20 protein-coding genes are annotated in these 21595 nt (G+C 72.0%); 10 read left to right on the top strand and 10 right to left on the bottom strand.

All coding sequences use genetic code 11. From position 1 onward, the window contains the following. The first annotated feature begins 234 nt into the window (after nt 1–234). The 4 genes from ACFVSN_RS05640 to ACFVSN_RS05625 all read left to right on the top strand — a co-directional run bounded on the left by ACFVSN_RS05640 (nt 235) and on the right by ACFVSN_RS05625 (nt 5728). Complete coding sequence (locus tag ACFVSN_RS05640; RefSeq protein ID WP_387953757.1) at nt 235–3555, top strand: ALF repeat-containing protein; 3321 nt, start codon at nt 235–237, stop codon at nt 3553–3555. Nucleotides 3556–3661: 106 nt separating this feature from the next. After that, nucleotides 3662–4057, top strand: coding sequence for a hypothetical protein (locus tag ACFVSN_RS05635; protein WP_380448121.1), 396 nt, complete (start codon nt 3662–3664; stop codon nt 4055–4057). 206 nt (nt 4058–4263) lie between these two features. Further along, on the top strand, nt 4264–4818 hold the full coding sequence (locus ACFVSN_RS05630) for a hypothetical protein (protein ID WP_387953756.1): 555 nt from the start codon (nt 4264–4266) through the stop codon (nt 4816–4818). Between the two features lie 265 nt (nt 4819–5083). Next, the gene (locus ACFVSN_RS05625; protein ID WP_387953754.1) at nt 5084–5728 is read left to right on the top strand and encodes a DUF4360 domain-containing protein; all 645 of its coding nucleotides are present in this window, start codon (nt 5084–5086) and stop codon (nt 5726–5728) included. 144 nt (nt 5729–5872) lie between these two features. On the opposite strand, the gene ACFVSN_RS05620 is transcribed toward ACFVSN_RS05625, so the two are convergent. Beyond that, nucleotides 5873–6916, bottom strand: coding sequence for a hypothetical protein (locus ACFVSN_RS05620; protein ID WP_387953752.1), 1044 nt, complete (start codon nt 6914–6916; stop codon nt 5873–5875). Nucleotides 6917–7012: 96 nt separating this feature from the next. Continuing rightward, nucleotides 7013–8227 carry an Ig-like domain-containing protein gene (locus ACFVSN_RS05615; RefSeq protein WP_387953750.1) on the bottom strand — a complete coding sequence of 405 codons (1215 nt, stop codon included), beginning with the start codon at nt 8225–8227 and terminating at the stop codon, nt 7013–7015. 332 nt (nt 8228–8559) lie between these two features. Between ACFVSN_RS05615 and ACFVSN_RS05610 the strand changes: the two genes are divergently transcribed. After that, a complete protein-coding gene (locus tag ACFVSN_RS05610) occupies nt 8560–9777 on the top strand; it encodes a helix-turn-helix domain-containing protein (protein ID WP_387953748.1) in 1218 nt (405 codons plus the stop codon). A gap of 74 nt (nt 9778–9851) precedes the next feature. Beyond that, nucleotides 9852–10421, top strand: coding sequence for a hypothetical protein (locus tag ACFVSN_RS05605; RefSeq protein WP_387953747.1), 570 nt, complete (start codon nt 9852–9854; stop codon nt 10419–10421). Between the two features lie 100 nt (nt 10422–10521). Here ACFVSN_RS05605 and ACFVSN_RS05600 read toward each other — a convergent pair whose 3' ends face one another. Both ACFVSN_RS05600 and ACFVSN_RS05595 read right to left on the bottom strand, forming a co-directional pair. Continuing rightward, nucleotides 10522–10944, bottom strand: coding sequence for a DoxX family protein (locus tag ACFVSN_RS05600; protein ID WP_387953745.1), 423 nt, complete (start codon nt 10942–10944; stop codon nt 10522–10524). Between the two features lie 122 nt (nt 10945–11066). Continuing rightward, on the bottom strand, nt 11067–11486 hold the full coding sequence (locus ACFVSN_RS05595; protein WP_387953744.1) for a hypothetical protein: 420 nt from the start codon (nt 11484–11486) through the stop codon (nt 11067–11069). A 240-nt stretch (nt 11487–11726) separates the two neighbouring features. Between ACFVSN_RS05595 and ACFVSN_RS05590 the strand changes: the two genes are divergently transcribed. Beyond that, the gene (locus ACFVSN_RS05590) at nt 11727–12185 is read left to right on the top strand and encodes a hypothetical protein (RefSeq protein ID WP_380497421.1); all 459 of its coding nucleotides are present in this window, start codon (nt 11727–11729) and stop codon (nt 12183–12185) included. Between the two features lie 285 nt (nt 12186–12470). On the opposite strand, the gene ACFVSN_RS05585 is transcribed toward ACFVSN_RS05590, so the two are convergent. From ACFVSN_RS05585 to ACFVSN_RS05575, 3 genes are all read right to left on the bottom strand, one after another. Then, the gene (locus tag ACFVSN_RS05585; protein ID WP_387953743.1) at nt 12471–13307 is read right to left on the bottom strand and encodes an NmrA family NAD(P)-binding protein; all 837 of its coding nucleotides are present in this window, start codon (nt 13305–13307) and stop codon (nt 12471–12473) included. 372 nt (nt 13308–13679) lie between these two features. Then, on the bottom strand, nt 13680–14966 hold the full coding sequence (locus ACFVSN_RS05580; RefSeq protein WP_387953741.1) for a pyroglutamyl peptidase: 1287 nt from the start codon (nt 14964–14966) through the stop codon (nt 13680–13682). Between the two features lie 207 nt (nt 14967–15173). Continuing rightward, entirely contained in the window at nt 15174–15674 is a 501-nt protein-coding gene (locus ACFVSN_RS05575) for an SDR family oxidoreductase (RefSeq protein ID WP_380506100.1), read from the bottom strand. Nucleotides 15675–15813: 139 nt separating this feature from the next. Here ACFVSN_RS05575 and ACFVSN_RS05570 point away from each other — a divergent pair, with 139 nt between their 5' ends. Next, nucleotides 15814–17013 (top strand): RNA-guided endonuclease InsQ/TnpB family protein, encoded by a 1200-nt coding sequence (locus tag ACFVSN_RS05570; RefSeq protein ID WP_387953739.1) that lies wholly within the window; start codon nt 15814–15816, stop codon nt 17011–17013. On the opposite strand, the gene ACFVSN_RS05565 is transcribed toward ACFVSN_RS05570, so the two are convergent. Next, nucleotides 16972–17313, bottom strand: a complete 342-nt coding sequence (locus tag ACFVSN_RS05565) for an SDR family NAD(P)-dependent oxidoreductase (RefSeq protein WP_387953737.1) — start codon at nt 17311–17313, stop codon at nt 16972–16974. The two genes, ACFVSN_RS05570 and ACFVSN_RS05565, sit on opposite strands and share 42 nt — an antisense overlap. A 546-nt stretch (nt 17314–17859) precedes the next feature. On the opposite strand from ACFVSN_RS05565, the gene ACFVSN_RS05560 reads away from it, so the two are divergent. Further along, nucleotides 17860–18717 carry a patatin-like phospholipase family protein gene (locus ACFVSN_RS05560; RefSeq protein ID WP_387953735.1) on the top strand — a complete coding sequence of 286 codons (858 nt, stop codon included), beginning with the start codon at nt 17860–17862 and terminating at the stop codon, nt 18715–18717. Nucleotides 18718–18857: 140 nt separating this feature from the next. Here ACFVSN_RS05560 and ACFVSN_RS05555 read toward each other — a convergent pair whose 3' ends face one another. After that, the gene (locus tag ACFVSN_RS05555) at nt 18858–19841 is read right to left on the bottom strand and encodes a CinY protein (protein ID WP_387953733.1); all 984 of its coding nucleotides are present in this window, start codon (nt 19839–19841) and stop codon (nt 18858–18860) included. A gap of 242 nt (nt 19842–20083) precedes the next feature. Then, nucleotides 20084–20431 (bottom strand): hypothetical protein, encoded by a 348-nt coding sequence (locus tag ACFVSN_RS05550; protein WP_380447006.1) that lies wholly within the window; start codon nt 20429–20431, stop codon nt 20084–20086. A gap of 759 nt (nt 20432–21190) precedes the next feature. On the opposite strand from ACFVSN_RS05550, the gene ACFVSN_RS05545 reads away from it, so the two are divergent. Further along, on the top strand, nt 21191–21595 hold a 405-nt coding region (locus tag ACFVSN_RS05545; RefSeq protein WP_387953731.1), incomplete at its 3' end, for an RICIN domain-containing protein.

The following is a 21595-nucleotide window of genomic DNA, read 5'->3' as shown; positions in this document are numbered from 1 at the left end:
TCAAGCCAGTGCGTGCACAATCAGACAATCTGAAAAGATGTTCGAAATTTGGTCAGTGTACAACTATGCTCCTCGCGGTGCCGGGACAACTGTCCTGCTGCAAAGGGGCCCTGACGGGCCAGGGGGAAAACGTGAGGGGTCATGACCTACACGACAAATCGGACGGGATTGCCGCAGGAGCGGCGGGTCCGCAAGAAACTTTCTACTCTGATAGCACTCACTCTTGCCGCCACCGTGGCCGGTACGACCACCGCCCAGGCCCTGCCGTCCGATGTCGGGCCGGCGCCGCTGCCGGCTGACGTCCGCGGCAAGGTCGTCGAGGCCTGGGAGTTGGGCGGCGTCTCGACCAAGGACGCCGCCGCGAAGGCGCTGGTCGGTTCCGATGCGGACCTCACCAGGTTCCTCGGCGAGACCCTGGCCCGGGCTTCCGCCGAGGACGAGCGCTTCGCCGTCCTGAAGATGCTCAGCGACACCGGTGTGGGCGTCCGCGAGGCCGCCACGAAGGCGCTGAACGGTACCGACGCGGACGTCCACGCGTTCGTCACGTCGGGCTGGCAGAAGCCGATGAACGAAGACCGCCGGGCGGCGGTCTTCTACGTGCTGAACAACAGTGAGGCGGGTGTCCAGGCGGCCGCCGCCAAGGCGCTGAACGACGGCAGCCAGAAGGCGCTGGAAGACTTCCTGACCACGGGTCAGGCCAAGGCGCAGGAGGAGGACGACCGGTTCGCCGTCTTCGCCGCGCTCGGCCAGAACCCCGGGCCCGAGTACACCAAGCAGGCGCAGCGGGCGCTCGCCGGGACGGCGCAGGACGTCCGGGCGTTCCTGGAGAAGGGCCAGTACCTGGCCCGGACCCGGGACCAGGAGACGCTCTCGATCGCCCAGCTCGCCCAGGCGGCCAAGGAGGCCGGCCAGCGCGCCAAGAACGAGACCGAGAGCGCCAAGCAGGCCGGCGCCCGTGCCGAGGACGCCGCGCGCACGGCGAAGGACGCCGCGCAGCGGGCCGCCACCGAGGCCGCCGCCGCCAAGGATGACGTCAACAAGGCGGGTGCGGCGGCCAACAGCGCCGCGCAGGCCGCCGAGGGCGCGGCCGCCGCCGCGGAGACGGCGATCTCCGCCTCGAACGCAGCCGTCGCCGCCGCGCGCACGGCCGCCTCGGCCGCGCAGTCGGCCGCCTCGGCCGCGGCCGCGGCCGAGCAGGCCGCCTCCAGGGCGTACCGGGCCGCCGCGTCGGCCGCGGGCAACCGGAACGAGGCCGGTGCCGCCAGCGCCGCCGCCCAGCAGGCCCGTGACGCCGCCAAGGGTGCCCGGGACGCTGCCGGCGCCGCCTCCGCGGCGGCCAGTGCGAGCGCCGACGCCGGGCGCTCCGGTGCCGCCGCCGCCCGTGCCGCGCGCGACGCGGCCAGTGCCGCCGAGGCCAGCGCCCAGGCCGGCAGCTCGGCCGGCGCCGCCGGCGCCCAGGCGGCCCGGGCCCGGGACGCGGCCGGCAAGGCGCGCTCCGCGGCGGACCTGGCCACCGCGGCCTCCGGTCGGGCCGAGAGCCTGGCCAACGCGGCCGCCGGGCACGCCGCCGAGGCGAACCGGAGGGCCACCAGCGCCGCCGACCACGCCGACAAGGCGGCTGCGGCCGCCGAGCAGGCCGCCGCGTCGGCCGGTCAGGCGCAGGACTGGGCCAACGTGGCGACCGCCCACGCGAATGCCGCGATCGAGGCCGCGACCGCTGCGAACGACGCCGTCACCGAGGCCCAGAGCATCGAGCAACTGGCCCGTCAGGCCGAGGCCGCCAAGCTGGAGGCCGACAAGCAGCAGGGCCTCAAGGAGGCCGCCGCCCTCGTCAAGGCGGAGGCCGCGGACCAGGCCAAGCTGACCGGCGACCAGACCTCGGCCGCCGCGCTCGACACGGCCACCAAGGACCTGGTGCAGAAGGCCGCCGCCCCCGGCACCGACCCGAAGACCGCGGCGGGCTTCGGCCGCAAGGCCGCCGTCAACCTGCTGGGCAGCGCGGGTTACTGGACCCGGGACGCCGCCCGCGCAGCGCTCGCCGACAACGACGACGGCGTGGTCGCCTGGGCGAAGAAGGAGTACCAGGACGGCCTGCGGCTGGACGACCGTGACAAGGTGACCTACCTGTCCACGATCGGCACCTCCACGCTCGCGGGCGCCGCCCAGCGGACGCTGGAGAGCACGGACCCGACCGCCGTCACGAAGTTCCTCTCCGGCGGTGCGCTGGACGTCCAGGTCGACGACCTCCGCTACACCATCTTCACGATGCTCAACGGGGCCGGGACCGCGGTCAAGCGGGACGGCGCCGCCGCGCTGAACAACGGCAGCGCCAAGGCGATGTCCGACTTCGTCCACACCGGCTACCAGCGCGCCGTGGCCGAGGACGACCGGGTGACGATCTTCTCCGTCCTGAACGGCCAGGCCGGTCCCAACGTCAAGGCGGCGGCCGAGGTCGCGCTCGCCGGGCCGGCCTGGATGCAGCACGACTTCGTGACCACCGTCCAGTACAAGGCCGCCGTGCTCGACTCGGACACCGACACCCACGTGTCCTCGGTCCTCGCGCTGATCGCCAACGCGGCGAAGGACGCGGTCACCGCCACCCAGAACGCCCAGCTGGCGTACCAGGTCGCGGCCAGCGCCCGAAACGCCGCCCAGGAGGCCAACGACTGGGCGAACAAGGCCCAGGCGTCGGCCCAGCAGGCCAAGGGCTACGCGGACGACGCGAAGGCCAAGGCCACCGCGGCGGACGCCTCGGCGAACGCTGCGGCCGCCTCCGCCCAGCAGGCCAAGTCGGCCGCCGCGACCGCGCAGAAGGCGAACCGCGCGGCCAACTACTCGCTGAACCAGGCGGTCGCCTCCGCCGACAAGGCCACCGCCTCGGCGGCCAGCGCCCGTGCCTCGGCCGCCAGCGCGGCGGCCTCGGCTACGGCCGCCGGCAAGAGCGCCTCCGAGGCCTCCGCGGCCGCGCGGGAGGCACACAGCATCGCGGCGGACAAGCGGGCCCAGGAGCAGGCGGCGGCGGCAGCCGCGGCGGCCCAGGCGGCCCGTCAGGCCGAGGCCGCGAACGTCAACCCGTCCAACAACCCGGCCAACGACAAGATCAATGACACGGCGTCCGCCACCCCGCCCGGGGGCTCCGGCGGAAGCGGTGGAAGCGGTGGAACGGGCGGCGACGGCAAGGACGGTATCCGCAACTTCGCCACGGAGACGGGGCACTACAGCACCATCTGGGGCCTGGCCGCAGTCGGTTCGCTCGCCCTTCCGCCGCCCCTCGGGGAGATCGGGTTCGGCGTCTTCGGAGCGTTTTCCCTCGGGGCCGGTGTGCTCAGCACCGGTGCGTGGCTCTACGCCGACGGCTTCAACAGCAAGGATTTCCTCAACGCGGCGACCAGTACGATCCTCGGCACGATCGGAGGCCCCTACGGCAAGATCTACGGCGAGATCGCCGGACCGGTCGCGAGGGCCAGCATCAAGGGCGCCAAGGCAGTCGGTCAGAAGATCATCGAGGGTGGGTCCGCCGTGGCCTCCGGCATTGTCGGCCTCTTCACCTGGTGATCTCCTGAACCGTCCGGCGGTCTAGGCTGCCGGAAAGCGGCGAGTCAATTCGAACGGGACCGTGGGGCCGCGTCCGGCGCGGCCCCACGGTCGACAAGGGGTGGACATGTACGTACTCGACCTCAGCACGACCTCCTGGTGGCTGATCGCGGCCCTGTGCGCGGCCGTCAACCTCGCGCTGCTGGTGCCTTCGATGCCGACGCGAGCGACCCGGATCCGCGTTTCGACCATGCCGGTGATCATCGCGACGTTCGCCTACATCGCCTCGATAGCCAAGCCCGACTACCCGCCCCAGCTGCTGCTCTCGATGTACTCGATCGTCTGCCTGATGATTCCCGCGAGCCTGCTCGGATTCCGCAAGAAGATGGCGCGGATGGTCCTGGAACGCCCCGAGGACGGCAGCCTGCCGCTGGAGCACTACGGCCTCGCCCAGGAAGCCATGATCCGTTTCGCCCTCGCGGCGGTCGCGATGGGCGGCCTCCTGTACCTGTTCAAGCCGTAACCGCCCGGCAAAAGGTCGTTCGAAATATCGATCCGCCCATAGAGTTCGTATACATACTCGTGGTTCGATGATTCTCCTCCAGGTCGGAATAATGATCTTCCGGAACGTCATCCGTTCGTGATAGCAATACTCCCGGTGACGGCCTCCGGGCCATTCGCGCAGATGCCGTGAACCACCGACTCCGAAACGTTCCAGGGGGGATTCCCATGCGCTCCATTTCCAAGCTGCTCGTCGCCGGCGCGGTCGCCGGCTCCGTCGCGTTCACGGGCGTCGCGGCCGCCAACGCGGCGACCGGCGCTCCGGCCGGCTCCGCGGCCGTCACCGCCGACGACACCCCGCCGCCGCCGGCCGTCGAGGACTTCGCCTACCCGGGCGCCGACAAGATCTTCACGGACCGCGGCATCAAGCTCATCACCGGTGACGGCCACATGCTCCTCGTCGACTGCCCCACCCCCGGCACCACCAAGCCGGGAGTGCTGCAGATCGACACCCGCGGCATGGGTGACCGGGACACCATCGGCCACGGCAAGTTCTGCTTCCAGATCACCGGGAACAGCGCCTCCCTCAAGCTGGAGCTGCCGTCCGTCTACGGCATCACGACCCCCGACTACGCGGTGACGGCCCACATGGTCACCGGCACCGGCGACCAGACCGTGGACAAGACCTTCACGCTGCAGCGGAACATGCCGAACGCGGTCGGCGAGGCCACCGAACCGCAGCGCCGCCCGTACACGCTGCTGGACCTCACCGCCGTCAAGTGACGCCCCCGGGCCCCGCCGCGCGACCGCGGCGGGGCCCGCGCCGTCCCGCCCCGGTACCGGGCGCATCACCGCGGCCGGCTGCCTCCGGGGTTGCTTCCGGGCCTGCCATGTCATGCGACCTCCGCCCTGAAGGCCTTCTGAGTGACCGGGGCGTCACCTTCCGTGCTCGGGCGGGCAACGTGTGGTGCGATGCCGACGTGAAGTCCGGGGGCGGGCCCGGAAAGCCGTGCCCGCCCCGGATCCGTGGACGATCGAAGGGAAGCCCATGGTGCTCCGCGTGCTGGCCGCGACCGGTGTCGCTACATCATTGTTCGGTTCGTCGGCTCTCGGCGGCAGCCAGCCTCCGCCTCCGCCCCCGCCGCCGGACCGGATCGTCATCGACAGCGTGGCGGCCGCCGGTTCCGGCTGCCCGGCGGGGACGGCCGCCGTGGCCGTGTCCCCCGACAACACCGCCTTCACCGTCACCTACAGCAACTACATGGCCCAGGTGGGACCCGGGTCGGCGCCGACCGACTTCCGGAAGGACTGTCAGCTCAACCTGCTCGTGCACGTCCCCGGTGGTTCCACCTACGCGATCGTGTCCGCCGGCTACAGCGGCTTCGCGTCACTGGCGCCGGGCGCGTCCGGGACCGTGCGGGCCGGCTACCACTTCCAGGGCGACCCCCGCACCACCCACAAGACCCATCACTTCAAGGGCGGATTCAACAACGACTGGCAGGTGACCGACACCGTGGACACCGCCGCCCTGGTCTTCGCCCCCTGCGGGGAGGAACGCAGCCTCGGCATCGACACCGAACTGCAGGTCGATCCCGGCACGTCGAGCCCGGGCGCCACCAGCTTCCTGGGGATGGACTCGACGGGCGGCGGGATCAAAACCGTGTACCACCTGGCCTGGAAGCAGTGCCCGTGACCTCTTGGCGCTGCGACCGGCGGACGCGTCCGGGCCAACGGCTCCCGTGACCGGTGGCAGCACCGCGTAGGGGCGGCCCGAGCCCGGGCCGCCCCTACGCCGTTCCCGCCGGGTGTCGTCGGGACCTTCCTCGGGCGGCCCCGGTCAGCGGGGGATCCGGTTGTCGGTCGCCAGCACGTCGCCCGGCACCGTCGAGCCCGCCTGGCGCCGCAGCGCGCCGATCGCCGGATCGGAGATGGAGACCGTGAGCCGGTAGTACGGCTGGCCGGTGATGGTGTTGTGCGAGTCGGTCGGTGCGATCAGGCGTTGCTGGACGGCGAAGCCGTCGAAGCCCGGGCACAGGGCCGCGGCCGGGAGGCTCACCTGGACGGACGCGCCGCTCTCCGGTCCGACGTGGACGGTGCCGCCCGCGCCGGACGGGGCGTCACCCGGCGGGGCGTCGCCGTCGGGTGTGAGCGGGAGCCCGTGGGCCCCGCCGACCAGGCCGTCCGGGCCCTCGATCTCCACCGCCACGCCCTGCTGACCGAGCGGCGCGGACAGGTCCAGTGCGTTGCCGCCGGGGCCCGGTGCGAGGTCCAGACCGATGGTGAAGCGCCCGGGGTCGTTCGCCGCGTCCCGTGAGAACCCGTAGGAGCCGAGGGCGAGTTGCGGTCCCGGCGGCGGGGCGTCCGCCAGTGACCCGGCGAAGGTGAAGGATCCGGGCGCCGGCTCGAAGTGGTGGAAGCCCTTGGCGCCGCACCTGGTGCCGTCGGAGACCCCACCGCCGGGCAGCGCGACGTCCGCGGTCGGCCGGGGCGAGGCGGGCACACCCCGCGGGCGGCGCGCCACCGGGCCGCCCCCGTTCAGCAGACCGGCCGGGTCCGTCCCGACCGCGACGGCCACCAGGGCCGCGAACGCGGCGACCGCGATCAGCGCGGTGCGCCGCCGTCCGGGCCGCAACCACCGCGAGCGGGCCGTGCCGGAGGCGGCCCCGGGCGTCCAGCGGCGGCCTCCCGGGTCCACCGGCGGCTCCTGCCGCCACCGCGCGGCGAGCATCCGGGTCCGGGCGGTCGGCTCCTTGACGGCGGCGTCCTTGACGAAACGCTCGTCCAGGACGAGCCCCTCGAACGGATCGGGTGTCGCCCGGCCCGGCTCGGCCGGCTCCGGCTCGCGGGACGGGTGCTGGTGGGGGTCTTCGGCGGTCGGCACGGCGCCAGTATGCCCGCCCGTTCGGACACACCGACCGGCGAGGCGGCCGGGAGCCGCCCCGCTGCCCCGGCGGGGACTCACGCCGGCGGGCGGGTGCTACCAGTTGGCCAGGTTCCAGCCGCCGAGGCCGTTGTCGGGGGCGACGGTCTTCTCCTTGGTGTTCACGACCGTGACGACGTCGCCGATCAGCGAGCTGTTGAAGAACGACCCGGCCGGGGAGGTGTCGCTGCCGCCCTCCACGTCCTTGAGCGCGACGCAGCCGTGGCTGGTGTTTTCCTTGCCGAACGGGTCGCCCTTGTACCAGTAGTTTCCGTGGAGGTAGGTGCCGCTCCTGGTCAGCCGCATCGCGTGCGGGGCGTCGGGGATGTCGTACTCGTTGCCCATGCCGACGGTCTGTGAGTTCATGTGGGTGACCTTCTCCTTGGACATGACGACCATGGTTCCGCCCCAGGAGGGGTGCTTGTCGTCGCCGAGGGTGGCGGGCACGGTGGTGGTCCGGCCGTCCCGCACGATCGTCAACAGGTGCGTGGCGGCGTCCGCGGTGGAGACCTGGGAGCGGCCGATGACGAACGGCTCGTCCTTGTCGACGTCGCCCCAGACACCGGGGGCGACCTCGACGTTCTTCAGCCGGTAGTGGATGGTGACCTTGGTGTTCGGCTTCCAGAACTGCGCCGGGCGGAAGTCGATCCGGTCGTCGCCGAACCAGTGGCCCTTCACCTCGGTGCCGTCGTCCGTCTCGAAGGTGATGGCCTTGGCGACGGCGTCCTTGTTCACGATCCTGCTGCCGAAGTCCACCTTGACGATCATGCCCACGCCGTAGGTCTGGCCGTCGGCGATGTTGTCGTTGCTGGACACCCGCTTGCCGGGGGAGACGGTGGTGAAGGCGCTGGTGGCCGCGGAGACCAGGCCGTCGGCGTCCTTCGCCTGGGCGTTCACCGTGTACGCCGTGCCGGGGGCGAGCGCGGCGGCGGGCTTCCAGCCGGTGCCGTCCGGGGTGATCGAGCCCTGGACGGGCTTGCCGTCCTTGTCGGTCACGGCGACGGCGGTGAGCGTGCCGTGGGAGACGCTCACGTGGAGCGCGGTCGGTGCGACCGCCTGGGCCCCGTCCTTCGGCTCCACGTCCAGCACCGCGGTCGACGTCCTCGGCGTCGCCGCGCCGGCCGCCCCGCCGGCCGCCTCGCCGGGAGTGCCTGAGGGGGCGTCGCCGGGGGTGCCTGAGGGTGCGCCGGAGGCGGCGGTGTCAGCGCTCTTGTTTTGGCCGTCGCCGCAGGCCGAGGACATCAGCAGGACCCCGCCCATCGCCAGTGCCACCGCCCCGCGGTGGAAGACGACGTTGGTGCGTATAGCGGCCCGGGCCGCCCGAACAGTGCTCACAGTTGCTCCCTCTCGGTGTTCGCCGCCAGCTTGTGCGCCGATTCGTCCCGGCTGCAACGGTGGGCCGATGATCAGGGACGCGGGGACGCTTCTACCCTGTTTGAGCTGGGAAGACGTAACCTTCCTGGGACGCGCTCGCGGGCGCCGGGACGGCGCGGCCGATGCCAATGCCGATGCCGCCGGTCCGCGTTCAGGTGATCCGGCTCCGGCGACGGCCGCTGCCGGGGGGCGCGATCACCGTGGGGGTTCACGAATGGGGTGGAGGATCAGTGTCAGAGGGGACCGGGGAGTTGAGGGAGGCGGACGGGGCAGCGCGGCTGCTCCAGGAGCTGAAGAGCCGTTCGGGCCTCAGTTACGGCGTGCTGGCCAAGCGGCTGCACGTGAGCACGTCGGCCCTGCACCGCTACTGCAACGGCGATGTGATGCCGGCGGAGTTCGCCCCGCTGGAGCGCCTTGCGCGGCTGTGCGGGGCGACCCCGGAGGAGCGCACCGAGCTCTACCGGCTGTGGGGCATCGCCCACGAGGCGCGGCGCAACCGGCAGGCGTCCGCTCCCGCCCCCGCTCCCGCCGCGAAGGCTCCGTCAGCGGCCCCGGTGGCTGACACGGCTGCGGAGGGTTCCGTGGCTCCCGGGTCGGCGGCGGTGGCCCTGACGTCCGCACCGGCGCTCACCCCCGCAGCGCCGTCGCGCAGGCGCTCGCGCCGGAGCGTACTCGCCGCCGTGACGGCCGTCGTGGTGCTCGCCACCATCGGGGCCGTCGCCACCGGTCTCAAGACCCACAGGGACGGTGACCCCGTGTCCGCTCCCGCCCCGGCGGCGGACGCCGGGTCGGCTGCCGGATACCCGCCCCCGCTCCCGACCCCCGGCGCCGCGGACCAGGGCGCGAGCGCCCCGATCACCGTCACGGTCCGCCCGTCCCTCCGGGACGCCGAGTGCGACCAGTACGTGGTCGACCGTCCGCCGTCGGAAGTCCCCCGGCCGCCCGCGGTGGCGGACGTCCCCGCCTGGGCCTCCGAGGTCGGTGCGGTCCCCGGCCACTACCAGTCGATCGAGCTCACCGTGCAGGGCACCGGCGGCGACACCGTGGTGCTGACCGCCCTCAACGTCCGCGTCGCCCGGACCGCGGCCCCGCTGGCCTGGAACGCCTATTCCATGGGCCAGGGCTGCGGCGGCGGAATGGACGTCCACTCCTACGACCTCGACCTGGACGCGGCCCGCCCCCGTCCGGTCCTGATCGGGGGCAGCACCGGCCTGCCGCTCAAGGTGAGCGAACGGGACCCGGAGGTCATCGAGGTCACCGCCGAGACCACCTCCCACGACGTCAGCTGGTACCTGGAACTGGAGTGGTCCAGCGGCAACCGGACGGGCACACTGCCCATCGGCCTGGCCGACGGCGCGCCGTTCCGCACCAGCGCGGTCAAGGGCCGACCGCTGTACAGCTACCCGGCCGGCGGCAAAGCCTGGGGACCGAGCCCCTTCCAGAAGTGACGGCCACACAGGGCTCCCGCACCGGGACCCCACCCGCGCGGACGGCGGGTTCCCGGGGTGGCATGCTGCCCCGCATGATCGACACTCCCGGAACCGGCGACCAGGGCGGGACATGGTCGTTCGCGACCGCGCGCGAGCCGGCCGAATTCCCCGCCGTCGAGGTCCAAGGCGTCCCCGGCGTCGAGCACGCCGGGGGAGCGGGCCGCACCCTGTGCGGGATCCGCGGCCGGTACCTGAAGCTCTTCCTGCACCACTTCCAGCCGCGGGCCCTGGCCTCGTGCCGCACATGCCGGACCTTGGCCGAGGCAGCGCCCACCCGCCCCTGCGGGCAGGAACGCCTGCACGATCTACTCATCCAGGAGGCCGACGACGGACCGCTGCGCACGGACCTGCTCGCCGCGCTGCGCCGGGGCGCGAGGATCGCGATCTGGATCACCGGCCCGGCAGAGAGCCTCACCCGCTCCTACTCACGGATCGGCGAGATGACGGAGGAAGCCGGCCCCGCTGCCGAGGCGCTCGCAGCAGCCGGCACCTCCCTCACACTGGCCCGCATCGAGGACACCGACCACCAGTACCTCGTCGTCCTGCCGCCCGCCGGCCGCGTCCGCATCGCACGGGGAGCGGCTGGAGTGCCCGGAGCGTGAACAGGACTGCACCGCTGCACCGCAAAGGACTTGGGCCAGCCGGTGCCGCCGGGCGCGCCGCGCCGCCGTGCCTGTGCCGGCGGGTCCTGCGAGCATCCGGTCAACGCCGGAGGCCGAGCAGCTCGGCCGTCTCGGCGCGCCGGTTCCAGGCGATGACGGCCAGCGGCACCATGAAGATGAACGGGGTCCCGGCGTTCTCCCCGTGCATCGCGGTGAGCTGGGTGAGGAACGCGAAGGCCAGGAAGACGATGAGCGCCGTCGCGGCCGGCCCGGCCAGCCGCCCGACCAGCAGGCCGATGGCGCCGGCGAGCTCCACCAGCCCGGTCAGGTACATGAACCAGTGGCCCCAGCCGATGGCGTCGAAGACGGTGGTGGCGGCGGGGAGCGCGAGCAACTTGGGCAGCGCGCTGGCCAGGACGAAGAAGAGCGCGAGCAGGACCCGCAGCGTCCAGACCAAGCGGACGGCGGCCTTGCCGGACTTCACGGTGGTGGCGGTGGTGGAGGTGGTGGCAGTGCTGGACATTTCAGGTCTCCCCGGTGCGGCTGTCGTTGCTTTCCCAGGTTTGACCGCCGCCACCGTCCGAACTCATCGGTCCGGTGAGAAGAAATTTCCCGGGCCTTCCAGCAGCCCGACGCTTCGGCCGGCTAGATGGGCTCCCCGACCTCCAGGACGACCTCGCGCGGCGTGCCGGACGTCTTGATCTGCGCGCTGACGACTGCACCACGCTGGAGAACCACCCAGGTCTCGTATCCGCTCGGCGTGGCTTCGAAGATCATGTACTCGCTGCTCGACACGCTGTCGACAGCCCGGGCCGATCCGCTGACGGACCCGTAGCCACCGAGGAGTTCCTCCCCGCCGATGGACTTGGTCGGCGGGCCGAGGATCTCGACCAGCCGGTCCCTGGTCATCCCCACCTGCAGCCGAGCCGCCGGGTGGTCCTGCCAGTTGCTGCTGTTGCTCTCGGCCTTGGCCTTGCGCTTGAAGAACGGCACGTCGTACGGGCTCCCCTCCGTAGGCCAGCCGCCCGCCCGGAACAGGCCGTACCCGTCGACGGGCGGTTGCACCAGGAAGTCTGACCCGGGATCAGGACCGACGGCAACACCGAAGCCGGGCCGGACGGGGAGAACGGAACACGGCCCACTGCTTCGCCAACGCGGTCACCGGGTGAAGGAGATGTGGGCGGCCAGGTCGAGCGGGTGGCATCCCAGGCTCATATCTCGCTCAAATCCCTTCATTTATGGGTGAGTTGAGCCACATCATCGACGTGTCCGTGATGTGCACCATCCCTTCTGCCGGAGGCAGTGATGAGCACGAAGCGCATGGGAGTCGCCCGGAAGGTCCTCGTGGCCGTGGGAGTGGCCGCCGGCCTGGCGTTCGCGAACGTGAGCACCGCGAGCGCAGCCGGATATCCCGAGGGCGTCTGGAACACCAACCACAACTTCGACGTGCACTTCTACTCGGGCGGCTGCCGCGTGGAGGCCAAGTTCAGCTATACCGGCGGCCTCATCTCGAACACGCCCACCTGGGTCGGCACCGCCGTCCGCTCGGGCGAGCGCACCTGCAACCTCTTCGTCTACACCGTCTACAAGGGTGCGGACGGAAAACTCCACGGCGTCTACGACCGCGGGCGCCGCGACGTCATGGTCGCCGGCCGCGGCCAGCGCTGCTGGATGGTGGTAGGAGTCCAGCGGCCCGACTTCACCTGGTTCAGCCAGACACTCTGGTCCACCAACCCCGGCAACTGCGCCAAGGCGACGTTCTAGGGGCGGGAGAGACCCGGGCGAGCCGAGCGGGCCGCACGGTGGCCGGGCTGCCTCGGGGTGAGACCCGAGGCAGCCGCCCGCCTGTCCACCATCGTCGCCTCCGGCCGGCCCCACCGGGCCGCCTCGTGCTTTCCGCGCCGCCCCGTACAGCGGGGTCACCCCGGTCGACAGACCCCGTTGTCCCGGACGACACCGAGCAGCACGCGTCGGCCGCTCGGCCGCTCGGCTGCGAGGCGGCCGCGCCCGGCGACCGCCGCCGTCCCGACCGCCACTCCGGGAGGACGCCTACCGGAAGTCCTCCGCGTGGTCCCGTACCCACGAGCGGAAGCTGCGCGCCGGGCGGCCGAGCACCTGGTGCACGGTGTCCGTCACGCGTTCCGGCTCATGGGTGAACGATTCCCAGGCCCGCAGCCGGGATTCGACGAACGCCGCGTTGCCCCAGGCCGCGGTGAGCTCGGTGCGGGCCGTCTCCGGTGCGAGCTCCTCCCAGCGCACCCCGGTGCCGGTCTCCTCGCCGATGATCCGTGCCAGTTCGGTGTGCGGGAGCGATTCGGGCCCGGTGACCACGTACTTCGCGCCGTCGTGCCCCTGCTCGGTGAGGGCGGCGACCGCCACGTCCGCGATGTCCCGTTCGTGGACCAGGGAGCGTCGCGCGCCGCCGTACGGCCAGCGGACGACGCCCTGGCGTACCTGGTCGGCCCAGCCGAGTACGTTGCCCGCGAAGTCGATGGCCCGGACGAAGGTCCAGCGCAGGCCGGAGGCGCGGATGAGCCGCTCGATCTCCTGGTGGAAGATCACCGGCGGTTCGTCGTCCGCGAGGTCGGCCACGTCCGCCGACAGGTAGACGACCCGCTCGGCGTGCTTCGCGATCAGCTCCACGACCCGCGGCTGCACCGGGATCCCGGGCCACATCAGGTAGACGGCCGCCACCCCGCCGTCCAGTGCATGCTCCAGGCTCTCCGGCGCGGCCAGGTCACCCTGCACGGCCTCCACCCCTGCGGGCACCACGGCCGTCGAGACATCCCGCACCAACGCCCGCACGTCGTGCCCGCGTTCGGCCAGCGAGGCCACGACGTGCCGGCCCACGCTGCCGTTCGCACCGATCACCAGAATCTTGGTCATGACCGCCCGAACGCCGGGCGGCCCCGCCCTATGCCCCGCCCCGCGTCTGCCCCGCACCACCTGTCGACCCCTCGGACTATCGTGTCGGCCCACGCGGCGCCCGCCTCGCGCGGTGCGAGGAGCGGCCGCCGACGAGGGGGAGTGCACATGCCCAAGGGGCTGGCCCGGTTCGGCTCAGGGCTCTACGCGACGAGGGCCCGGGACCAGCGCCTCGGCCCGGCCCCGCCGGGCAGCGGCGACAGGCGTGCTGCGCAGCGGGGCCGTCCCCTGCCTGTTGACGGTCCTGTGGCTGACGGCACACCAGCAGGCCGACAGGGGCGTCGGCATGGACTTGGCGGCGGCGCTCGTACGAGCGGGTCGGCCGGGCCTCGGTCAGCCCGTGGTGTGGCGCAGGACGTCCAGTACCTCGCCGGTGATGGCCGCCTCGGCGTGCTCGAAGTCGGGGGCGGTCAGCTGTGCGGGGTCGGCCGGCAGGCCGGTGAGTACGGGTGTGTGCAGGTGGCCGCCGGGGATCTGCGGGGCCAGGGCGAGCCGGAGCAGGTTGGAGCGGTAGGCGACTTCGTTGGAGAGGTAGCCACCGCCGCCGCCCTCGACGGAGCGTGAGCCCGGAGTCGGGCCGTCCTCGCGGTGGACGGGCTGCGTGCCGCCGACGGGGATCTCGGTGACGTCGGTGTTGAGCTTGACCGGGTAGGGCTGCTGGACGGTGGTCATGGCGGCGGTCGGCAGGCTGGTGGCGATGAACTCGGGGCCGGGGGCGAGGCCGGGCGGGTCGGCGGGGTGGTCGGGGCTGCCGCCGCCGAGGGCGTCGAGGTTGTCGGGGTAGGGATCGGCCGAGCGGGCCCGGCCGGCCCAGGCCTCCAGGGTGAACAGGCCGGGGTAGCCCTGGCTGACCGTGGTGATCAGGTCGGCCGCGCGCGGGCCGGCGCTCAGGCGCGGGGCGAAGGCGCGGTCCACGACCCCCTGGTCGAAGTCCGCGTAGCGGACCGGGAGGACGACCGTACGGATCTCGGCCCGGCTGCCGTCGGTCAGGGTGACCTGGCGGCCGTCGAGTTGCAGGGCGGCCGAGCCGGAGGGGTTGGCCCCGCGGAGTTCGGAGTCCAGACCGAAGGGATCGAAGCCGCTGACGAAGTACCGGCGCACGCCCTGGGTGCCCCGGAAGCCGTTGTCGACCAGGCCCCGGGAGGCGTCCTCGAAGCCGCGGCGCAGGGCGGCGCGGTCGGCCGGGAACCCGGGCTGCCACTGCGCGAGTCGGAGGGTCATCGCCACCCGGGTCCAGTACAGCGGACGGTCGTCCCGGGCCGGCAGCGTGCCTGCGGGGCGCCGGCCCTGGGCGCGGTCGACGGCCGACGTCCACAGCGCCTCGCCCCAGTCCCGGAGCAGGCGCTGCGCGTCGGCGGCGGTGCGGGCGGTGCACAGGGCGGCGGGGAAGCGGCGCACGAAGTCGCCGAACCCGCCGCCGTCCACGAGCGCCGCGGTGCGGGGCTCCGAGAGCCGGGCCTGTTCCTGGTCCGGTGTCACGGTGACGTCGGTGCGGCATCCGCTGTCGGCGCCGGCCGGGCCCGCGCCGGGCCCGAGCAGGGCGGCGAGGGCGGTGACGGTGCCGAGGAGGGCGAGCGCGCCCTTGGGCGCGCGGCGGGTTGTACGAGAGGTCCGCATCATGGCGTGTGACATTACACATGGCACTGAAGGGGCACCAGCACGCATGCGGCGGACCGGCGTTCGTGCAGACGCCCCCGGACCGGTGACGCGGGCCCGGCCGGTCGAGGGCCTTTCCTGCGGGGCCCGTGGTTCGCGATAGCCGCCGGAGGAAGCGACGGGGGCGGGTGGCTGCCGGCAGCCACCCGCCCGCGGCCGGTTCCGGGCGGCTCAGTGGTCCGGGACGGTGTACGCGGCGCGGATGCCGCCGTGGACGGGGAGTTCGGAGGCGGTCAGGTAGCCCGAGTCCGGGCCGGCGAGGTAGGTGACGGCGGCCGCGATCTCGTCGAGCGTGGCGAAGCGGCCCATCGGGATGTGGGCGAAGCGCCGTCGGGTCTCCTCTTCTCCCATCCGCTCGAACATGGCACGGGTCTCGGGGGCTTCGACCGGTCCCAGGGCCAGGGTGTTCACGCGGATACCGCGCCGGGCCAGGTGTGTGCCCAGGTCGCGTCCGAGCTGGGTCACCGCGGCCTTGGCGGCGGAGAAGGCCATCTGGGCGGTCGCGGCGCCCATGCCGGCGAGGAAGGAGCCGGTCAGCACGACCGAGCCGCCGGGGTTCATCACCGGCACCCCGTAGCGGCAGCTGAGCACCGCCGGGGTGAGAACGGCCCGGAAGACCCGCTCCCAGACCTCGGGGGACGTCTCCAGCAGGCCGTGGTCCTCGCGGTCCATCCCTGATCTTGCAGGGTATCCCCGGCTTCAGCCGGGGAGGGAATGCATCCTTGGCCCGGAGCCGCGAAGCGGCGGAGAACGCTGCGTTGTCGGTGGGGTGCACTAGCTTGACCACATCGACCGAAAGGGGGTGGGCTGGATGATCCGTGCGTACAAGTTCCTCATGCGGCCCACCGTGGGCCAGGCGCAGGCACTGTCGGAGATGCTTCGGGATCACTGCTCGCTCTACAACGGGGCGTTGCAGGAACGCCGCGACGCCTACCGGCACGTCTCGAAGACCAGCATCAAGTACGGGATGCAGTCGGCGCAGCTCAAGGAGATCCGGGCGTTCGACCCGGAGCGCCAGGGCCGCTGGCCGTTCTCCTCGCAGCAGGCGACGCTCCGTCGCCTGGACAAGGCGTTCGCCGGGTTCTTCCGCCGGGTCAAGTCCGGCGAGACGCCCGGCTACCCGCGCTTTCGGGGGGTGAACTGGTTCGACACGGTGGACTTCCCCAAGGACGGGGACGGCTGCCGCTGGGATGCCACCCCGCACGACCCGACCACCCGTGTCCGGTTCCAGGGCGTCGGGCACGTCAAGGTCAACCGGCACCGGCCGGTGGTCGGCAAGGTCAAGACCGTCAGCGTCAAGCGCGAGGGCAAGCGCTGGTACGTCGTGCTGACCGCCGAGCAGGCCGAGCCCGAGCCGCTGCCCGTGACCGGGTCCGTGGTCGGCATCGACATGGGCATAGCCAACTTCCTCGCCGACTCCAACGGCGGGTTCGTCCCCAACCCCCGCCACGGCCGGCGCGCCGCCGCGAAACTCGAAGCCGCACAGCAGGCCCTCAGCCGGTGCAAGCGGCGCAGCAACCGCCGCCGCAAGGCTGTCCGCAAGGTCGCGGACCTTCACCGCAGGGTCCGCCGTCAGAGACTCGACCACGCGCACAAGACCGCTCTTGACCTCGTGCGTCAGCATGACTTCATCGCGCACGAAGACCTCAGGATCCGCAGCATGCTCAAGGCCCCCGTGCCGAAGCCCGACCCCGGCCGGCCGGGTGTGTTCCTGCCCAACGGAGCGGCGGCCAAAGCCGGACTGAACAAGTCGATCAACGATGCCGGTTGGGGGGTGTTCCTCACGATCCTCGCCGGCAAGGCTGAAAGCGCCGGCCGGGAAGTGATCGCCGTGGACCCCCGCAACACCTCCCGCACCTGCCCACCCTGCGGGCACATCGCGCCGGAGAACCGGCCCACACAGGACACCTTCCACTGCGTCGCCTGCGGCCACACGGCGCACGCCGACACGGTGGGAGCCACCAACGTTCTACGGGCAGGGCTTGTCCGTCGCAACGCCCGCCAGGGCTAGCGAGAAGCCCCCGGCTTCAGCCGGGGGAGGAGTCACGGGACCGGCGTTGACGTGGAGCACGTCGATCCGGCCGGACTCCGCGTGGATGCGTTCGAACGCCAGTCGTGTCTCTGCCTCGCTCCGCAGGTCCGCCGCGACCACCGGGAAGGGGACGTCCAGCGGCCGCCGGTCGATTCCGATCACCCGCCCGCCTTCGGCGGTGAGCCGCGCCGCGACAGCACCGGCGATGGCTCCGCCCGCGCCGGCGATGACACAGATCCGCCCGCTCAACCGCCCCTGGTCCTCGCTGTTCCTGCTCACGGTCGCCCCTCTCGTCGTTCCGCTCGATGCCGCCAGCAGTCTCCCCGCCCGGTCCGGCCGCCGTCGATGAGCCGGGAACCGGGGAGTCGTTCGGCGGCGGCCGCTGTTGGTGGCCCCGTCCATGCCCGCCGCCCCGCCGTCCGCCGTTGCACGGTCCCGGCCCACGGCGACGGCCCGGCCGCCACGCTCGGGTGCCCAGGCCTCATTGCGAGCCGCTGGAGATCGTCGTCGCCGGCCAGGGCGGGGAGGAGAGTGTCGAGGGTCGGTCCCGGCGGGGGGCCGTACCCGGGCGCCGAGAAGTGCACCGAAGGCAGGGGTGCCCCCCGTATGCCTCACCCTTGCTTCCCGCGGCCGGTCCCGTCGAGAAAGCCGGTCTGGACGGACGACCACAAGGAATGGTCGGGGGAGCGGCCCGACTGCCGTGAGCGCTGCGGATCCTGAAACCCGATCACCGGCCCGAACGCGCCGCCCTCCATCGGTGTATCGTTGCCCCGAGATTAAACGGGGAGCTATCCCCACTTCTGGGGTTGGGGAGAGAAGGACGCCATGAACGGCACGGCACTGGTACTGGGCGGCGGCGGACCGGTCGGCGGCGCGTGGCTGACCGGCGTACTCGCGGGCCTCACCGCCGGCGGGATCGACCTGACGGCCGCCGACACCGTCATCGGCACCTCGGCCGGAGCCATCTTCGGCGCCCGGCTTGCGAGCGGCGAACCCGCCCGCGAGCTGTACGAACGTCAACTGGCCGACCTCGACAGGGTCGAGATGGGCATCACCGCCGCGCAGACCTTGCGCTTCCTGTGGGCAGCGATGGCCACCCGTGACCCGGAACGCTCCGTCCGGCGCCTGGGCCACGCCGCCCTGACCGCGCGCACCACCCCCGCCCACGACCTGTCCGAAACCGTGCGCACCCTGCTGCGCGACGCCACCACCTGGCCCGCACAGGTGCTGCGCATCACCGCCGTGGACGCGGAGACCGGCAGCGTCGAGGCCTTCGACGCGGGCTCCGGGCTCGACCTCGCGGACGCGGTCGCCGCCAGCTGCGCCGTCCCCCTGGTCTGGCCGCCCACCGCCGCCCTCGGGCGGCAGTGGATCGACGGCGGTACCCGCTCCACCGGCAACCTCCAGCTGGCCGCCGGCCACCGACAGGTGCTGGCCATCTCGCCGGTGCCCACCGCCGTCGGGCCACATCCCAGCGCCCAACAGCAGGCGGCGGAGCTGCGCGCCGCCGGCACGCACACCACCCTGATCACCCCGGACGCCGACGCCCGCCGCGCGATGGGACGCAACCTGACCGCCAACGCCCGGCGCCCGGCCGCCGCCCGGGCCGGCCACCGCCAGGGCGCGGCCCTCGCCGCCTCGGTCGCCCGCACCTGGCCGGCCGAGCACACAATCGGAGGGTGAGCGGCGGGTCCGGGCGGACGGACGGGCCCGCCACCCGTTGAGCAACGGCCTCGCGTCCAGGTGACCGCCGCCCACCAGCACCAGCCCTACGCCCACTCAACTCCGTGCTCGGCGAGCTCAGCGAGGCCTGCGGCGGCGGGTCAGGAGCAGGTCTTGTCCGGGTGGTCATGGGTGATGGCGCAGATCATCGCCTTGGCCCGGCCGTTGTTCGGATACTTGCGCTGGAGCTCGTCCTCGAAGTTCCGCCACTGGCGTGCGATGTCCTTGACGGCAAGGTCGTAGGCGCGGTCGAAGTTGTGGTCGATGACCGAGCGCGGGCTGTCCTTCGTGTCCTTGTTCAGCACCCCGTCGTGGGTGACGCGCCCCGCGCAGTTGGAGGCCGTCCCGCTGTGGTCGCGGTCCGGATAGCAGCCGGTCGCCAGGTCGTGCGGGATGTGGCCGGTGGCGTCCTTGATCCAGTCCGCCTTGCTCATGGAGCTGTAGCGGCTGATGGAGAAGAACGCGGGGAGGTCGGTCCTTCCCAGGCCCGGGGGGTTCTTGACGCCGATGGCTCCCGGGCCGGCCCGGTCGGCCCAGTTGCTGTGGGCGTAGAAGTCCTCGATCTGGTGCCAGCCGCGGCCCAGGTCCTCCAGCACCTCGCACTTCGCCCGTCCCGGTTGGTCGTTCCACGTACAGGCCGGTGACATGGAGGTCTGGGCGGCGACGACGTGCCCGTTCGCGTCGACCAGCCGGTCCGCGGCGGCGACGGCCCGCTTGAAGTTGTGGACGGAACTGTCGATGCAGTCGATGATCTCGGCGTCGGCCTGCCCGCGGGTGCGGGGGTAGTGACCGTCGTACCGGGGGTCGAGGTAGTCGGCGTTGTCGCAGTGGAGCTTGCCGATGTCGAAGTACTGGCCGTGGTCGTTGGCGACGATCGCGCCCGAGCTCCCGTTCGCCATCGCCGTCAGCGAGTTCGGGTGCCAGCCCGCGGCTCCCAGGGCGGCCCGGGTGATCTTCTCGTGGTTCTCCCCGCTGAAGGCGTGCGCCGGTGCCGCGGCGCCGAGGACGACGGAACACGACAACGCGAGGCAAGCGGCGCCGGGTCCGCGCAGGCGCCGCCGGCGGGAAGCGGAGGTGGAATTCATGAGATCTCCAGGTGCGTGACGGACGTCTTCGGCGGGCATGCATCCGGGCACGGCGTCTCGTCAGTGCCCGCCCAGGTCCGTGGCGATATTCGCTGACGAACCATCAAGGTTCGCATCCGATACGTTAGTTGCCGGGATCGACTTCCGATAGACCGCCAGTGCCTCACGATTTCCGGCCGCGCGCTTGCGCCGTCCCTCTGCCACGAGGCTGTCGCCGTGCTGCACCGGGCCCGCCAGCCCTGTCAGCGCTGCCGGTGTCCCGGCCAGCGGCGAGCGAGGCCCTCCCGTAGACGGTTCACACCGGTCAGGATGGGGCCGAAGAACGGAATCGCCGCTGCCAGCAGGCACTGGGCGCTCGCCGCGACCGGCAGGTGCAGGAGAAACAGCCCGTAGGCGCACGCCAGGGGCAGGACGAACGACGTCCCTGCCACGGCACGGCCGGTCCGCTTCAGGCCGCGGGGGACCCCGCGGCCCGTGTTGTCCGCCGCCCACGCCTTGACCGCGATGGCGAAAAATGCGAGGACCACGGCGGTTACTTCCACGGTGGTCAGGACAACGGTCACGAGAACGTCGATTACCAACTGCGACATCCGGTCATCCTTGCGCGGATCGCCGGCCCCGTCTTGAGTACGGGTACTCAAGTCTGTGACTGCTGATGCGTTTTGCCTCCGGCTACGGCAGTCGCGCTGGTCCGTGATGCTCGCGATGGGCACGTGGCCGGAAGGGAGGCTCACCAGCCGGTCACGGTGGCGTGTCGTGGGGAGCACCGGACCCACGGTCCGCGCAGCGATCGGCCGGTGGAAAGCTCGGCCAGGACCCGCACCCTCGGCTTTCAGAAGCCCGGCACGAGACCTGTGTACTCAGGGCCAGGGATGCGCACACGGACAGTGGCACACCGCCGAATGCCGGGACCGTCGGGGGCTCCGCGTTCCCGGTCTATCGGACGCCGCCCAGGCCGTGGACTGGCAGATGGACTCGGAGTAGTAGGACACCAGGCTCCTCCGCAGCGCGGTGAGTTGGCCTCCGTCGCCGACGATGGGCCGCCACGGTTTCGGCCGTACTTCCGGCAGTACTTCCGGTAGTTCGTCCGGCTCTTCTTCCTGGTGTCCGTGGCCGGCTCAATGATGTGCTCTACATGCCCAGGCGATGAGGGGCCCACCGTCGGTTTCGACGTCCTGAAGGCTTCGGGATGCGGCAACTCCTCACAGGCTGCCGCGCTTCTCAGTACCGCTATCACCGCACCGTTGTCCCACGGCATCCGAACAACCACAGACGCCGCATCCCTGGGCGCCGGACTACCCGGCTCGGTGTCCCATGTCACCACGTCTTGCCATGAAATGGAGAAGATCATGCTTTCCGCCATCACGACCGGACTGCGTGCCCTGGCCGTCCTCTCGATCACGACCGCTGTCGTGTCCGCGATCCCGGGTGTCGCCACGGCGGCGCCTGCGGACTGGAACGGGACTCATCAGATCAAGACCTTCGCCGATGGCCACTGCCTCGATGTGTGGGGTGCGGGCGTCAATGACGGGGCCGGCATCGACCAGTGGACCTGCACGAGTGGAAACAACCAGCAGTTCACGATCGTGCCGCTCGACAACAACAAGGTTCAGATCAAGACGTTCGCCGGCAAGTGCCTGGACGTGTGGGGCGCCGACGTCAATGACGGGGCCGGCATCGACCAGTGGACCTGCACGAGTGGAAACAACCAGCAGTTCACGATCGTGCCGCTCGACAACAACAAGGTTCAGATC

The sequence above is a fragment of the Kitasatospora sp. NPDC057904 genome, from assembly GCF_042887925.1.
Classification (GTDB): Bacteria; Actinomycetota; Actinomycetes; order Streptomycetales; family Streptomycetaceae; genus Kitasatospora.
This window is presented reverse-complemented; position numbering and strand designations above follow the sequence as displayed.